The following is a 16,543-nucleotide window of genomic DNA, read 5'->3' as shown; positions in this document are numbered from 1 at the left end:
GGTGCTGCGAATCCAGCTTTCCAGGGTCGCTGCATCATGAGCGGTAATTGTGAAAACGTCAGGAGTATCCATGGGGCAAGTATACGCGAACTCAAATTACGTAACCTTATTTTCCGCATAGGCCACTAGGGAAGTTTGTCAGACACAAAAATACTGGATAAATATCCAATCGAGGGAGCCGAAAAAATCGATTGTGGTAAAAATTACCCCCTCGAATTACCCCTCAAAGGCCCAAAACTAAAAAACCCCGCACTAGGCGGGGTTTCAAGTCCTTGATAAACAAGGAGGAATCTGGGGTGGCCGACGGGGATCGAACCCTCGACCTCAGGAGCCACACGCAGTGTGCTCTAACTTGAACATCAACAAGTTACCCGGTTTTCAGGTGCCAAAGACTGTATAAATATATACCATGTTTGCCCCGAAGCTCAGCCACTCAGGCTGTTTTTGGCACCGCAGATTTTAACTGTATATGTAACCAGCCCCGGCTTTTAAAGTAAGAGCTCCTTAAGCCCTTACAGTTGCGCGATGATACCTAATTGACGCCTTTACAACACCCTCAACTATCAGTTCCTGGCCCTCCCAGATAGGGATTGGCCTATATTTCTCATTAGCCGACAGCAGCCGCCCCCGTCCTCTATCTAAGATTTTGCAGGTCAGTTGCCCATCCAGGGCCACGACTACCACATTCCCTTTCATTGGTGTCAGGGAGCGGTCAACAATGAGGATGTCACGGTCGAAGATTCCCACCCCCTGCATTGAGTCGCCATTAGCGCGAGCCATGAAGGTGGCTGGGGCATTGGTTATTAAATGCTCATCGAGGCTTAGAGTTTTTTCTTTGTGGTCATCTGCTAGCCGAAGCTAACGTCTCAGCACACAGGAAGACATACAGAAAGATTAAAGAAAAGAGCCAAAGGCGGGTGGGATATTGCCCCCACCCTTAATCCACAAAAATTTTGGAGCTCCTAATTGGTACAAGCAAATATCAAAAACCCATACCAAACTAGGTTTAAATGTTGTCCGATCTTTTTAATTTAGGTAAAGTTAAACTCCACAAAAGAATTGACCGGTCAGCAGCAATAAGTGCACTACCTGTCGATCGATTTTGTGTTACCCATCAAAGATAAGGATATACACCATGCAGCTAGAAACAGATATCAAGGCCGGCCCAGAAATTATTAAACACATTCCCCTCCCCCCGCCCTGATAGACTTATAGCTAGATAGAACCTTGAAGGTTGGTTATCTCACGATAGCCAACCAATTCAATTCTATTAATGCTGCTCTTGACTTCGATCCTGATTAATTTTGCGCGGCCCCCACTGCAGCACCAACTGACCCCCTGATTTACTGAACCACAGCGACAGCCGCACATCACGGCGCGGGTGATTCTGAGGAATGTTTAGTAACCAACAAATCAAACGGCACATAGCGATATCCGTCGAGGTATTTACCAACGTTGATATCGGCCACTGCGCCACTTCTTGACCTTACCTGACTACTTTAATAATTCTCTAAGCTGTTCTTGCTTCTCGTTTAGAGCGTTTAGCTCATCAACCAGGGTGTTGGTAGCTGCATCCAGGGTGTTTATCTGCGCTTTTAGCATATCCCTGATTTTGGGTCAGCAGTGTCTGCGGTCATCTCAATAGTGTTCAAGCAAGCTCGTATTTCGGCTTCAACCTCTATAAATGTCATGGTCCAACTCCTTCTTTCCGACGACACAGGGGCAATCTATCAAAACACTGTATGGATATACAGCTTTCAGAGCAAGATGAAGCCGGCGCCTATTCCCTCGCGCTCAGGAAGTCAGGTTATGTAGGAAATATAGGCGCTGAGTGGGAAGCTGGAGGATACCGCCGGAAGAGTGCTTGAATGTGTGTCTCACTCACCCAAAAAGACTAGTTGCTAGGCTGACTCTTTCTCACAAAAGGTCAACCCAGCACCCATCACTATTTTTGCTAAAGTAAACTTCTTATAGCCTTGTGTAATCTAGTTCTTATTACAGCGATCACATGGCCGATTAGAATCACCCTGAGTTCTAATATAGCCCAGGTTTACCGCCGCAGTATAAGTACCATCTGAAAGAACGGCATCAATTTGATAAAGGTCGTCGCCACCAGGGACCGATATATTTCCAGTGACAGAGCCACTTAAGCCATTGATAGTGACTCCTCCGGCACTACCAGTAGTCCCATAGAAATCTGATCTCCACCGAAATATGATTGCCATAGACTTATTCTCTCTGGCAAATTTGGAATATTCATCTACGGTGTAACTTATTTTTGCTGTCTTATTGGACGAGCTAAAAGAAAGCTTACTCATTTTAGGTTTATTTTGAACCGAAACGTCATTACAAATTGTTTTGCCTGACAAAGGATCTCTAACTGTTACCCAGTGAGGACCTCTGGTCATAAATGTGATTGGCTCTTTGGCTCTCCATTTAAAATCCTGATAATTATAATCATCCCATCCTACAAATCCGGTAGAGGTTGAGAATGTTGCCGTTTTCCCGCTGTAATCAACATGGCGGGCATCGTGATAAAAAGTTGTTGGCACACCCACAGCTGGATATTCGCTTCCCTTAGGATAGCTGCTTGGATCATACCCACTTGTAGAACATGTTGCAGAAAATGCAACTGTGGAAATTGTTAACCCTAATGTCGCGGAGGTGATTTTAATTATCTTATTCATCAATAAATTCACTACTACTTTAAGAAATGAGTTGCGAAGAATACCCACACAGAAAAAAAAGTAAAACCTTTTTTGTAGTCCGATAGGCCTCACACACCAACTCGGCTTTCTATCATTATCTATACCATCGTACCAACAAAATAAATAAGCCAATTTCGACAAAATGTAATTTAGAACTCTAACATCCATCGGAATATTATTAATTTTTCTATAGAAGCGTCAACAACAAAGAAGACTCGCTCAACCCAATTCCTGCCACTCTCATCCCGACTCAGACTTTCAAATACTCTCCAAATCAAAAAAACCTACGGCCCCTCATTGAGTTAATATAAATAATGAGCGAGGCTCATTCAGAAATGGTTAATCAAATTTAATCCAATTTTTATGGCATAAAGTTCCACTGTATATTTACGATCAAACTTTGCTAGGGCACAAAGCATTACAAGGAATTTGATATGTCAATAGAGCACCTCTTCAACTATCACCCATATCGGGGCGGTCAGAATCCAAAGCATATTGGTGCGAGCGTACAGTTACTTACTACCTAGGCAGCAGCAAAGAATACTGTCGGTTCTTGAAAAAATAATTTCACAAGTTTTCTATTTTTCTTGATGCTCTGCAAATCTGCATTTGCGCGACTCAACAATGTCTCACTTTTTTTCAGTGGTTTCTTTGAGGTCCCTATATTTTTCATGTGATTCCAGACTAATTCATCCGGATTTAAGTCTGGTGCATATGGCGGCAAGAACACCATTTCAAGATTTCTATCCTGTGAGCTGACATACTCTAACACCTTCTTCGATTTGTGTACTGGATGCCCATCAACAATGAGAATTACAGGCCTATTCTGACTTCTCTGAAAATTTTTAAAGCATTCTACGCACTTTTCTACCGTAAACTTTCCACTGTAAATATGATACCAGAAGCCACCTTTATTCGATAAAGCCGAGATCGCGTTAATTGACTGTCTTTGACCACTAGTTTTCACCACTGGAGTTTTTCCTTTTTCTCCCCATGTCCTTTGGAGTGGATCGTCGGATCTGATACTAGCCTCATCCAACCAAAATATTTCTGCCCCGGTTTTTTTCGCATAAGGCTTAATCTTTGGGTAGACTTCCTTTACCCATTTATTCACCGCTTCCTCATCTCTCTCGTAAGCTCTTCGTAACGGCTTTTGTGGCGTCAGACCCAGTCGATGTAGAAGTGTACCGACACTGGAAACACTGAGTTCAACCTTGAATCTCTCATAAATCAAATCCGATACGATCTGACGTGTCCACAACCCGAAGTCAAAACCATACTGCCTTGGATCACCACCAATAATCCAACGCTTGACTTCCTCTTCTTCAATAGCTGACAGCTTTCTACCGCGATCAGGTCTAGTTTTTGGAGATAACGCATCAATACCTTTCTCTCGAGCAATCCTTAACCATTGGAAAATAGTTCTGCTCCCCAATCCTAAGCTACGGCCAACCTCCGCCGCAGATTCCCCATCAAACACTCGCTGAACAGCAATTTTTCGTATGAGGTGCTGCTCCTCAGTGCTAAGTTTTCTGGCATCATATTTCATGCAGATCATATTACCTGGGTGTACTGATTATTTCTGCCTCGCTAGTACTATTACTACATGGGCAGCAGCAAAGGATACTGTTGGTTTTTGAAAAAATAATTTCACAAGTTTTCTATTAGATGATGTGACTACCACCGAAAATTCACTGCAAGTTACTGAAAGGCTAATCCAACAGGCTGGTGCAAACGTAGTTCTAACACTAGCGCCCTGCAAAACGGTTTAGTAATGGAAATAGTTGATATCCAACGTAACAACCCGACGTACCCAGCCAGCCTGGAAGATGCTCCCAATCCTCCAGCAACACTGTATGCTCGTGGTAATGTCAGCTTACTCAGACGGCCTGGAGATTGCCCGAAGAATCGCGGGCTATGTTGTCTCCAAAGGTAATGTTGTCATAAATGGGCTTGCCCTGGGGATTTATGCTGCAGCCCATGAGGGCGCCCTGGCAGCCGGGGGTGTTGTGGTCAACTCTATTTGGGGAAATTAATAAACACCTCGCTGAGAATGGCATGGCACTGCGTGAAGGTACCATTGTAGATGCCACTATTATCTCCGCTCCAACTTCAACTAAGAACAAAAAGAAGAAGCGCGACCCAGAAATGCACCAAACTAAAAAAGGTAATCAGGGGCATTTCGGGATGAAGATGCATATCGGTACAGATGACACCCTCAGACTCATACATAGCCTCGACACAACAGCCGCTAACAAACATGACATTACTGCAACAGGAAAATTGCTGCATGGTAAAGAGAAGCGAGTTTGGGGGGATTCTGGCTACACGGGTGCAGAAAAGCGAGAAGAGGTTAAATCTAAAGATGTGGAGTGGCTTATTGCAGAGAAGCGTAGTCGCCTGAAGCATCGTCCGTGCCGAACTGAGTTGCGCAAGGTAGAAAAAATAAAGGCGCAGGTTAGGGCAAAAGTAGAGCACCCATTCCGATATATTAAAAATATCTTCGGGTATGGCAAAGTACGCTATCGAGGTTTAGAAAAAAACACTCAGCGCTTATTTCTGCTGGCTGGCTTTACCAACTTACTAATTGGGAAAAGGTATCTGCTGGCCTAGGGTTAGTGTGCCTTAAATTCGCCAAACGTGGATCTAAGGCAGAAAAAATGGAGATAACTATGTATAGAAAGCAGGGTTTCGAGTAAAAAATAGGCATTTTTAGCTATAGGAAGCCTGATCCAATGCTAAAGGCTGATTTTTCAGAGCATCCCTAGTTAGTTATTTCCCCAGTTTCCGCAAAATCAGCATTGAAGCAGCTGGGGCTTAAAACAATACAGAAGTATCAAAAACATTAGCGGGACTTTATTAAAGCAGAACAAGTAGATAGCCCACAGCCTTAATCTTCAATTATCTTATTGTACCCATAAGCGTCTTCCCCAAACACTTGAAAATTAGGAACATCAGGCAGCTTATACTCAACCAAACCTTCCGCTGTGGAATATACATCAACACCGGAAGGAGCAACCTTCACATGATTTGGCGTGCAGCGCGCCACCACAGAAAAGCGCGAATCCTCTTTACTGGTATTTGGGTAAGAGGCATGCATATTTAAAGAGGAAAAGATTAAGCATTCACCAGCTTTCATATGGATATCGACTACATCAAATTTATCAAAGTAGTCTTCACCTAGTAGTTCAACTGCTGTACGAAATAGCAACACACTTTTAACAAAAATTGTTCCATAGAGGGCAATTTTGAGCAGCGTAAATAAATAAGTAAAAGAGAAGGGCTGTAATGATAAATAAAATATTTTATTATCTTGGGAATAGCTATAAAGATAATCCATTCGGGCATCTGCCATTGATCCCGGCAATAAACGCAAACATCCATTTTCTTCTGTGCAATCTGTAAGTGCCACCCAGGCATTCAATTGAATGACAGCCGGATCCATTTTCTGGGTGGGTTGTAATTTGGCATATTTACCACTCTCACGGAAAGTTGCATTTTGATGCCATATTGTCCCCTCTGAACCGGGCGATTTATGAAACATCTGGCTTCGCCAACACATGACCTCATCACCCAGTATACTGGCAAGACGTTCAGATATTTGCGGTCTGCGAAATAGTTCTCTGAGCGACTTTATTCGTAAAGCCTGGTAAAGACCGGCACCCTCTATTACCCACTGGCCATGCCTTTTTGCTATATTTTTTATTTTCTCACTCAAATAAATCTCCCCATGAAAATCACAGGAAAACTCTTCTTGAAGCTCATTCTTAAGCTGCTTCGCCTCACTCTCAGAAAGCACTCGAAATGGTGGCAGATATCCGTTTTTTTCAAAAAAATCCAATTCTTTATTGTTCAGAAAGCAACCATCACGCTTTGATTTCTCCTGCATATCACGCGGAACGGTCAAGGTCATATTTTTTAGCGAACCCAAGTCATCAAATAACTGTTTTTTCTTATCCTTTTGCCATGGCAGAATGAATACTTTGTAAAGCACTACCAACCCCATCATCACCCATACCCGGAGATATTGACTGCCAGTGATTTGGAACCCATCAGCAACTTCCTTTAGAGAACCAAACCCTTTCAGCATTTCCTTTAAAGTACTTTTTTTCGCCATTGCTATTACCATTACCAAGATTTGCAGAAATGAGCGGGTCAAGCCATCTTATTCTGCTAGCACTTTGTTGTAGCCATAAGAGTCACTCCCATAAACCATAAAAGTATGTACTTCAGGCAACTCAAACTCAACGGGGCCCTCGGTACTAGCAAATATATCCCAACCAGAAGGTACCACCCGTACATCACTAGAGGTGCAGCGCCCAAGAAAAGAGAACCTAAAACTATTATTTGAAGTATTCGGGTAGGATGCATGCATATTCAGAGCGGAGAAAATCAAGCACTCTCCGGCTTTCATCTCCAGATCAAGCACCTCAAATCTGTCTAAAAATTCCTCACCCAATAATTTGATTGCCGTTAGAAATATTAGGGCACTCTTGCCGACTATAGAGCCATAGAGACCAATTTTCTTATATTTATAAAAATCTGATAGAGAGAGGGGAAGCATGGAAAAGTAAATTCCACGATGATTTTGGGCAAAATCGTATAAGTAATGAACTCTTGCGTCAGTAAAAGAACCCGGCAATAGGCGCAAACATCCATTCTCCTTTGTTGAGTCGGTTAACGCCACCCATGCATTGAGCTGTATTAGTGCTGGTGATGTATCCTTGGTGGGCTCCAGCTTGGCATCTTTGCCTGTTTCCCTGAAGGTGGCATTCTGGTGCCATACGGTAGCTTCTGTTCCCGGCTTCTTATAAAAGAACTGCGATCTCCAACAGATAACTTCATCCCCCAGCAAACTCGCCAGTCGCTGAGCAATTTGCGGCTTACGCAATAAATCTCTAAAAGGTTTTAAACGGAGAGCTTGATAGGTTCCTGCGTCCTCAATAGGCCACTTGCCATGCCTTATTTCTATCTCTCTAATTTTATCTCCATAAAAGCTCACCCCATGAAAGCCATCATCATATTCCTTGAGCACCATATCTTTGAGGTTTTCAGCCTCTTCGGCGGTTAAAACTTTGAAAGGAGGTAAATATCCATTCTTTTTAAAGAATTCCAGAGACTCTTTCTTCAGAAAACAGCCTCCTTCCCCAGTTGATATCGATTTCTCAGAGGGCACCCTTATTGGTAGCTGCTTTAGTTTTTCCATTTCCGTATAGAAGTGTGCTCGAGTCTTAATTTTCCAGGGAGCAATCAGGAAACGGTAACCTATGGCCAAAGCCATCATACACAGAATCTTTATATTTTGCCCCAAGGACACCTCAAAATTTGCACTCTCCTCAAGAGTACCAATACCCTCAAGCATTTCCTCCAAGGTACTCTCTTTCATAAATACTCCGGATTAAATTCATTAGGTTGCCAGGAAAGTGCTTGCCCAGGCACCACACTCTTACTCCTGATATAAAATAGAAGAAGAAACATCAGCTATTCCTCAGAAGCCTTATTCATCGGCTCTGGAGTAACCAGGTTCCACCAGAAATCGAACTTATCCATCAAAGAAAGCAGCACCCTCAGCTGATCTGCATCGCCATCAATTCTCAATGCGCTATTATCTATTTTTTCCTGGATTGTAGATGTCCCAAGGATAATATCGTTGAGATCACTACGATTGATCGTGACAGCACTCTGGGGCTTCTCAACTGGGGCTCCATAGTTAAGCACAGCATTTTCCAGCACTAGAGAGTATTCTTCCTTGACATCCGGTAAGGTGATATTGATGGCAATCTGTTTACCTATCGCCTTGGGACCATTCAAGCGAATTCCCAAGTAATCAAAAATTAGTACAGTGGGCATACTGCGAATGGTGTCAGCGCTGGCAGTCAATGGAACCGGAAATCGCTCTATTCCGTGGCGCAACTCCCTGGCACCACTTAAAAAAAAGTTTCTCCAGGTGCCGTTTTCCTGCTGGTAACCCATCTGTTCCAATGCGTTGGCTAACAAATCTCGCGCCGCACGATTGTTAGGCTCAGCGGAAACCAGCTTATCTAGCACTTCGACTACCCAGCGGTACTCTCCAGCCTCATAGTCTCTCTTGGCTTGCTTTATGACATTGGCCGCACCACCCATATATTGAACATATTTTTTCCCGGCAGCAGTGGGAGGCATCGGGTAGAGACGGGCAGGATTTCCATCAAAGAAACCAAGATAGTAATTCCATACCGCGCGGGTATCGTGATTGACACTGCCGTAATAGCCGCGATTGGCCCAGTATTGGGAAAGCTCTGGGGGCAGCTTCATCAACTCGGCGGTCTGAACCATGTTGTAGCCGTGATTGGCCAAACGCAGAGTTTGGTCATTGAGGTACTTATATAAATCGCGCTGCTTTTTCAAATGGTTGATAACATTCTCCTGCCCCCAGGTGGGCCAGTGATGCGGGGCAAACAGCACCTCCACCCTTCCCCCCCAACGCTGCAGCGTTTCATTGAGATAGCGGGACCAGGCCCGTGCATTGCGCACCTTGGCGCCACGCAATGTGTAAAGGTTATGTAGTGTATGGGTGGCATTCTCGGCGGCGGTAAGCGCCTTTAGCTCGGGAATATAGAAGTGCATTTCCGCAGGCGCCTCGGAACCAGGCGCCATCAAAAACTCAAAGGTAAGGCCATCAATTTTTCTGGTCTCACCTGTTTTACTGATCGTATCTGTGGGCTCAATCAGAGTGACAGTACCCGTGGATGTTTCCAATCCCAAACCCGCTCCCAGAGTGCCCTTCGGGTCTTTGGGCAGCAGGTTGCCATACATAAAGCTGGCGCGGCGCGCCATATGATTACCGGCGAACACATTTTCACTCACCGCCTCAATTAAAAAATCTTTGGGCGCGATCACTTTAACCCTGCCAGATTTAACCTCCTCTTCGTTCACTACCCCGCGCACACCGCCGTAGTGATCGACATGGCTATGGGTATAGATCACCGCCACTATCGGTTTATTCCCCCGATGCTCACGATATAAATTCAATGCAGCTTTTGCGGTCTCCGCAGAGATTAAAGGATCCATCACAATGACCCCACTATCCCCTTCGATAAAGGTGATATTAGAGAGATCCGCACTGCGCACCTGGTAGATACGCGGTGTCACTTCATAGAGCCCGCCCTGGGAAATTAATTGGAGCTGTCTCCAGAGGCTGGGGTTGGCGGTATCGGGGGCTTGCTGGTCATTGGCGAACTGGAAGGCCTCCAGGTTCCACACCGGATTACCCTTTTTATTGTTGATAATGCCGTTATTGGGTAAAGGCGCAATAAAACCACGCTTTACATCGGCAAAATCCTGGCGATTGGCAAATGGCAGCTCTTTCAGTACGGCGTTGTTTTCCTTTTTAGTGCTCAAACTGGCAGGCTTTGGTTCTTGTGCTGGCAATGGACAGGGTATGGATAAAAACAAAACAAAGATGAGAGCTTCGATCCCGACAAAAATGTCCTGGTGTTTTTTCATTTTTCTCACCCAATCTTGAGTTTCTTCAACCCTGCAGTGAACCTGCCGACAAACAGAAAATGACGGAATCTGAAGGAGAGGAAAAACTTTCCTGTTAAAGAGTAGGAGGGATTATAGGCAGGTAGAGAATATGTGCTTGTGGCCAGCCCCACTAAGAAAAGCGGGGGCTGGCTAAGCCATCCTGATTAGGACAATATGGAATGCGGTTTTAGGAACTCGGAATGAGTCGGCGACTATCGACAGGACCTTATACTGCAAGCCACCGATAGCTGAATTCCATCAACGCACATCCAGCAGGTGACGGGCGATAATCAGGCGCTGTATTTCGCTAGTGCCTTCGTAAATAGTGGTGATACGCACATCACGGCTCATTCGCTCCAGCGGATACTCACGGGTGTAGCCTACCCCGCCGTGAATCTGCAGCGCCAGGTAGCAGGCCTCATTAGCTTTTTCGCTGGCGAACAGCTTGCCCATTGAGGCCGCCGGGCCAAAAGCCTGGCCGGCATCTTTCTGCCAGGCAGCTTGTAACAGCAGCAAACGCGCGCCTTCCAACTCGGTATATTTATCGGCCAACTGCCACTGCAAGCCTTGGAACTGGGCCAGCTTCTTGCCGAATTGCTCGCGCTCGTGCATATAACTGCGAGCGCAGTCCAGAGCCTCAAGGCCGATGCCCAGCGCCAGCGAGCCGATACCAATGCGCCCGCCCGCCAGCTCGCCGGCGGCAATGCGGAAGCCGCGATTCTCTTCGCCCAACAGATTGGCGGCGGGGATTCGGCAGTTATCGAAGGAGACTTCGTTGGTTACGGAGGCTTTTTGCCCCATCTTCTCCTCAGCCTTGCCAATAATCAGGCCCGGTGTGCCGGCCTCTACCAAGAAGCAGCTAATACCCTTGCCTTTGGCAGCCTCGGAATCCGTCACCGCCCAAACGACAAAAATGCCGGCAAATTCAGCACTACTGATAAACAGTTTGCTGCCGTTTATCACGTAATCGTCACCGTCCTTAACGGCACGGGTGCGCATGGCTGCAGCATCGGAGCCAGAACCCGGTTCTGTCAGGCAAAAAGAACCAGCCGCGTATTCACCGCTGCAGATTTTGGGCAGATATTTTTGCCGCTGCTCTTCATTGCCAACCGCCTGGATGACTTCGGCCACCATGTTAGTGACTGAGGTGGTCGTGGCCGTGGAACCGCAGCCGCGCGCGAGTTCGGTAATTGCCAGGCTGAAGGCTATGGTGCCAGCACCAGTGCCACCGTAGTTGGGATCGATATTGATCCCCATAAAGCCCAGTTCAGCCAAGGCTTTTAATTTGCTCAGCAGTAACTCGCGGTTGCCGGTTTTATCGAGCTCTGCGGCGATAGGCTTCAATTCACTCTCGGCAAACTGTCGCGCAGCATCCTGAATCATCTGCTGCTCTTCGCTCAATGAGAAATCCATACAGTACCTACTTTATAGTTATCGCGGTTGGATCGGACGGCACAGGCGCCGCGCATACATTATGACGAGGATAATAAAATCCCGGCCGACAATGATTGCCAATTCGCCATTTTCCCCAGGGAAATCTGCAATCAATAGGAAGGTTTACGGTGCTGGGAAGTAATTATGGGTGTAGTCCAGGTCGGACTTGTACCGCCAAGGCACATAATCAGTGGTCATTCTTCCACCGGCTCGGCAACCTTATCTGTTTTTTATCTGCCAAGTGGCGAGCGTTTCGGCCATCCCTGACCGCTTGAACGCCAGGCCTAGCGCCTGGTTGTTTTACTTTTGGGCTCTGGATCGGGCACCGCAACGGCGGTATCGGTTTTCACTTCCTCCATCACCACATAGGTATGGGTCTCACGCACACCCGGCACTGAAGCCAGCTTCTCACCGAGAAAACGGCGGTAACCCAGCATATCCTTAATGCGAATCTTCACAAGATAGTCAAAGCCGCCGGCCACCATATGACATTCCTGCACTTCCTCAAGGCCCGCCACATGCTGGTTAAAGGCCTCCAGGGCCTCGGTAGCGGTGTTGTTCAGAGTCACCTGAATATAAACCACCAAACCGGCATGGACTTTGAGGGGGTCCAGCAGCGCCACATAATCACGAATAAAACCTTCCCGTTCGAGGCGCTTGACACGTTCGAGGCAAGGGGTGGGACTGAGGTTCACACGGCGCGCCAACTCCACGTTTGGCAGGCGGCCATGCCGTTGAAGAATCCGCAGTATTTGGCGATCGATACGATCCAGATCTTCCAACTGTCGAGACATTACAAAATACCCTACTGGCAATCACGCTTTTAGGCGTGATATTTAACCACAACCGTCGCCAAAATGGCGATTAATTCTAAGCGCTTTCGCACATAATCCGGTCTTTTATTCTGACCCTAGATATAGAGCTTGGGAGACGATATGTCGACAAACTTCGCCGGAGATCTCCAGAATGCCCGGGAGCGGGCACACGAGTATTTGCACGCCGACGAAAACCAGTGTGTTAGTGAGCTCCTGGCCGCCCCCCGCCCCAGTGACGCCCTGCGCAAGAAAATTCTGAACACCTCGCGCGAGTTGGTGCGCCACTCTCGCCAGCAGCGCAGCAAGCGCGGCACGCTCGATGCCTTCCTGCAGCAGTTCGGCCTTTCCAATAAAGAAGGCGTGGCACTGATGTGCCTGGCGGAATCCCTCCTCAGGGTTCCCGATGCAGATACTGCCGACAAACTGATTGCCGAGAAAGTGCATTCCGGCAACTGGTCCAGCCATCGTGGCCAGTCGGATTCCCTGTTCGTGAACGCCTCCACCTGGGGGTTGATGCTCACCGGCAGCGTGGTCGAGCTGGACCCGGATATCACCGAGCGCCCCTCTCACTGGATGAAGCGCCTGATCAGCCGCATCGGCGAGCCCATGGTGCGCACCTCCATGATGCAGGCCATGAAAATTATGGGCGGCCAATATGTATTGGGCCGCACTATTGAAGAAGCCCTGAAGCGCGGCCCCAAGGAAAACCTGCCCGGCACCCGCTTCTCCTTCGATATGCTCGGCGAAGGTGCGCGCACCATGGCCGACGCCCAGCGCTATTACGACGCTTATATGATGGCTATCGAAGCCATCGGCAAAGACAACAATAAGCGCGATGTTGTCGAAGCCAACGGCATCTCTATCAAACTCTCCGCCCTACACCCCCGCTACAGCGTGCTGCAGCGCGAACGCGTGATGGGCGAACTGCTGCCCCAGGTAAAACGCCTGTGTGTGGCCGCCGCCAAATACGATATGGGCCTGAATATCGACGCGGAAGAAGCCGAGCGCCTGGACATTTCCCTGGATATTTTTGAAGCCCTGGCGCGCGACCCGGAACTGAAAGACTGGCAGGGCCTTGGTTTTGTTTTACAGGCCTACCAGAAGCGCGCACCCCATGTGGCGGACTGGCTGATTGCCCTGGGGCGCGACACTGGCCGCAAACTGATGGTGCGCCTGGTGAAAGGCGCCTACTGGGACAGCGAAATCAAACACGCCCAACAGATGGGCCTGAGCGATTACCCGGTGTACACACGCAAGTGCCACACCGACTTGTCCTACCAAGTGTGTGCCAAAAAACTGCTGGACGCGGAAGAAGCGATTTACCCGCAGTTCGCAACCCACAACGCCTATACCGTGGGCCTGATTTTGGAAATGGCCGGCGATCGCACCAATTTTGAATTTCAGCGCCTGCACGGCATGGGCCACCTGCTATACGCACAGGTTGAAGCCGTGCACGGTAAAAGCGTGCCTGTGCGGGTTTATGCCCCTGTGGGTGCCCACCGCGATCTGCTGCCCTATCTGGTGCGCCGCCTGCTGGAGAACGGCGCCAACAGCTCTTTCGTCAACCGCTTTATGGATGAGAACACACCCATCGAAGCGCTGGTGCAGGACACCCTCGATTTAAGTGAAGCCTGCAACCCCCTCCGTCACCCGCAAATTCCTGTACCGGAGAATATTTATATGGGCGCAGAGGCCCTACCACGGAAAAATTCACACGGCATCGAACTGACCGACCCACAGGCTGTAGAACCCTTATTGGAAGAGCTGCAAAAACAACAGGGCAAACACTTCCTCGGTGGCCCCATTGTCGACGGTGTCATGGGCAAGGCGGAAGAGCCGGTCTACAACCCGGCCAGCGGTGAGGTGATTGGCCATACCGCCAATACCGACAAACATTTGATTGAGCGAGCCTACGCCTCCGCCACCGAGGCGCAGATCGACTGGGACCGCCAGGGTGGCAACAGCCGCGCGGCGATTCTCGATCGCATCGCCGACTTCTATGAAAAGAAAATCAACGAACTGGCAGCCATTATCTGCCTGGAAGCGGGACGTACCCTAAACGACGGCATCAGTGAAGTGCGCGAAGCCGTAGACTTCTGCCGCTACTACGCCAATGCCGCGCGCCAACACTTCAGTGAGCCCACCGAGCTGCCCGGCCCCACCGGTGAAAAGAACCAACTGTTCCTCGGCGGCCGCGGTGTATTTGTGGCCATCAGCCCCTGGAACTTCCCCCTGGCCATCTTTACCGGCCAAGTGGTCGCCGCCCTTGCCGCCGGTAACGCGGTACTGGCCAAACCCGCCGAGCAAACCCCGATCATCGCCGCCCACGCCGTGCGTATCATGCTCGACGCCGGCGTTCCCCCCAAGGTACTGCACCTGATTACCGGTACCGGCGCCGCCGTAGGTAAACTGCTGATCGAAGATCCGCGCCTTGGCGGCGTAGCCTTTACCGGCTCCACCGAAACCGCACGCCTGATCAACCAACAGCTGGCGGCCAAAGAGGGCCCGATCGTACCGCTGATCGCCGAAACCGGCGGCCAGAACGTGATGGTCGTGGACTCCACTGCCCTGCCCGAGCAGGTAGTCGATGATGTGATTCAATCCGCCTTCCTGAGTGCCGGCCAACGCTGCTCCGCCCTGCGTATTCTGTGTGTGCAGGACGTGATTGCAGATAACCTGCTCAATATGCTCAAAGGCGCTTGCGAGGAACTCACCCTCGGCGACCCCAGTAAACTGGAAACCGATATCGGCCCCGTGATCGACGAAAAAGCCCTGGGCATGCTGGAAACTCATCGTGAACGTATGGCCAAAGAAGCCAAACCACTGTTCGCCTTCGATGAAAACAAGAAACCCAACACAGGCACCTTCTTCGGCCCACAGGTTGTAGAGATTGAAGACTTCTCCGTGCTGAAACGCGAAGTTTTCGGCCCCTTCCTGCACGTAGTGCGCTTCAAGGCCGAGGAACTGGAAGACGTAATCCGCCGCATCAACGCTACCGGCTACGGACTTACCTTCGGCTTGCACTCCCGTATCGAAGGCCGTGCAGACGCGATATTCAAACGCGTGAAGGTGGGTAACTGCTATGTAAACCGAGATATGGTAGGCGCAGTGGTCGGTGTAAACCCCTTCGGCGGCCAGGGCCTCTCCGGCACCGGCTTTAAAGCCGGCGGCCCCCATTACCTATTCCGCTTCGCCATTGAGAAAACCAAAACTATTAATACCGTTGCCACTGGTGGTAATACACAGCTGTTTAGCTTGGTGCAGTAGTCATTAAGGACAGAAAGAGCGGGCTTTGCCCGCTTTTTTTTACTTTAAAATCGCAACCACCTACCACCCCCTTCCCCAGCGCTCACAGCTCCACCCTATTTAACCAAATCCGCAAATGTAACTTTTTAAATGGCAATAGTGCTTGAAAATCGTACAGCTACGGCACTTTTTGCTCGATTTTTCCAGGATCAAAAGCAGCAGCACATATCCACTGGAGCAACCAGCTAACTCATTGACTTTTAAGGTATTGCCAATAAGATCAAAAGCCACGAAATAACAAGATATATAAGCAGCGTCTCATATCCACATTCTGACGTTTGTACTAATTATGTCTAACAGACTGAATTTTCTGGTTTTTTTGCTAGGCCTGCGGCTTTTGGTGTTGGGATATACGATCGGGGATATAATGCAGCTGCTTTTGAATACACTGTTAGCACTACAAGGAGATTTCGTGCATAATTTCATACCTTTTTTACTTCTAATTGGTTCATTAGTTCCTTTTTCATTACAAGCTGAAAGCCACGAATATGAGGTAAGTAAAGTTGAGCATAAGAACTTAGTTGCAAACTTGTATTTACCTAAAACTGAAAAAAAACTTCCTGTAGTTATTGCTTTTGGAGGTTCTGAGGGGGGATTAGATACAGGTAATGCTAACGGTGAAATGATCGCCCCTCACGGTGTTGCTGTTCTGGGTTTAGGGATCCTCTGAAAAATCAGCCTTTAGCCTTGTATCAAGCTTCCTATAGCTAAAAGTGCCTATTTTTTACTCGAAATCCTACTTTCTATACATAGTTATCTCCATTTTTTCTGCCT

10 protein-coding genes and 2 pseudogenes are annotated in these 16,543 nt (G+C 48.2%); 4 read left to right on the top strand and 8 right to left on the bottom strand.

What is annotated here, in order from left to right:
* Positions 1-504: 504 nt before the first annotated feature.
* The 3 genes and pseudogenes from LC073_RS20675 to LC073_RS20665 all read right to left on the bottom strand — a co-directional run.
* Positions 505-840 (bottom strand): annotated as a pseudogene (locus LC073_RS20675) (LexA family protein); the annotation flags it as partial.
* Between the two features lie 1,145 nt (positions 841-1,985).
* Complete coding sequence (locus tag LC073_RS20670; protein WP_226649412.1) at positions 1,986-2,687, bottom strand: hypothetical protein; 702 nt, start codon at positions 2,685-2,687, stop codon at positions 1,986-1,988.
* Positions 2,688-3,231: 544 nt separating this feature from the next.
* A complete protein-coding gene (locus LC073_RS20665) occupies positions 3,232-4,257 on the bottom strand; it encodes an IS630 family transposase (protein ID WP_226649410.1) in 1,026 nt (341 codons plus the stop codon).
* A 307-nt stretch (positions 4,258-4,564) separates the two neighbouring features.
* Here LC073_RS20665 and LC073_RS20660 point away from each other — a divergent pair, with 307 nt between their 5' ends.
* Positions 4,565-4,744, top strand: coding sequence for a hypothetical protein (locus tag LC073_RS20660; protein WP_226649408.1), 180 nt, complete (start codon positions 4,565-4,567; stop codon positions 4,742-4,744).
* Positions 4,740-5,321, top strand: a pseudogene (locus LC073_RS20655) (IS5 family transposase); the annotation flags it as partial. The gene LC073_RS20660 and the pseudogene LC073_RS20655, both read left to right, overlap by 5 nt.
* A gap of 277 nt (positions 5,322-5,598) precedes the next feature.
* Here the strand turns inward: LC073_RS20655 and LC073_RS20650 are convergent.
* From LC073_RS20650 to LC073_RS20630, 5 genes are all read right to left on the bottom strand, one after another.
* Positions 5,599-6,825: a phytanoyl-CoA dioxygenase family protein gene (locus LC073_RS20650; RefSeq protein ID WP_226649406.1), complete on the bottom strand. Its 1,227-nt coding sequence runs from the start codon at positions 6,823-6,825 to the stop codon at positions 5,599-5,601.
* A 48-nt stretch (positions 6,826-6,873) separates the two neighbouring features.
* Entirely contained in the window at positions 6,874-7,914 is a 1,041-nt protein-coding gene (locus LC073_RS20645; RefSeq protein WP_226649404.1) for a phytanoyl-CoA dioxygenase family protein, read from the bottom strand.
* Between the two features lie 275 nt (positions 7,915-8,189).
* Positions 8,190-10,193 carry an alkyl/aryl-sulfatase gene (locus LC073_RS20640; RefSeq protein WP_226649402.1) on the bottom strand — a complete coding sequence of 668 codons (2,004 nt, stop codon included), beginning with the start codon at positions 10,191-10,193 and terminating at the stop codon, positions 8,190-8,192.
* A gap of 279 nt (positions 10,194-10,472) precedes the next feature.
* Entirely contained in the window at positions 10,473-11,627 is a 1,155-nt protein-coding gene (locus LC073_RS20635; RefSeq protein WP_226649400.1) for an acyl-CoA dehydrogenase family protein, read from the bottom strand.
* A gap of 305 nt (positions 11,628-11,932) precedes the next feature.
* Complete coding sequence (locus LC073_RS20630) at positions 11,933-12,442, bottom strand: Lrp/AsnC ligand binding domain-containing protein (protein WP_152453935.1); 510 nt, start codon at positions 12,440-12,442, stop codon at positions 11,933-11,935.
* A 141-nt stretch (positions 12,443-12,583) separates the two neighbouring features.
* Here LC073_RS20630 and putA point away from each other — a divergent pair, with 141 nt between their 5' ends.
* The gene (gene putA, locus LC073_RS20625; protein WP_226649398.1) at positions 12,584-15,730 is read left to right on the top strand and encodes a bifunctional proline dehydrogenase/L-glutamate gamma-semialdehyde dehydrogenase PutA; all 3,147 of its coding nucleotides are present in this window, start codon (positions 12,584-12,586) and stop codon (positions 15,728-15,730) included.
* Positions 15,731-16,136: 406 nt separating this feature from the next.
* The gene (locus LC073_RS20620; protein ID WP_226649396.1) at positions 16,137-16,439 is read left to right on the top strand and encodes an esterase FrsA; all 303 of its coding nucleotides are present in this window, start codon (positions 16,137-16,139) and stop codon (positions 16,437-16,439) included.
* The last annotated feature ends 104 nt before the right edge of the window (positions 16,440-16,543 follow it).

The organism is Microbulbifer variabilis (assembly GCF_020524905.1).
Lineage (GTDB): Bacteria > Pseudomonadota > Gammaproteobacteria > Pseudomonadales > Cellvibrionaceae > Microbulbifer > Microbulbifer variabilis_A.
The sequence above is the reverse complement of the archived record's forward strand: the minus strand, read 5'-3'. Positions and strand labels throughout refer to the sequence as shown.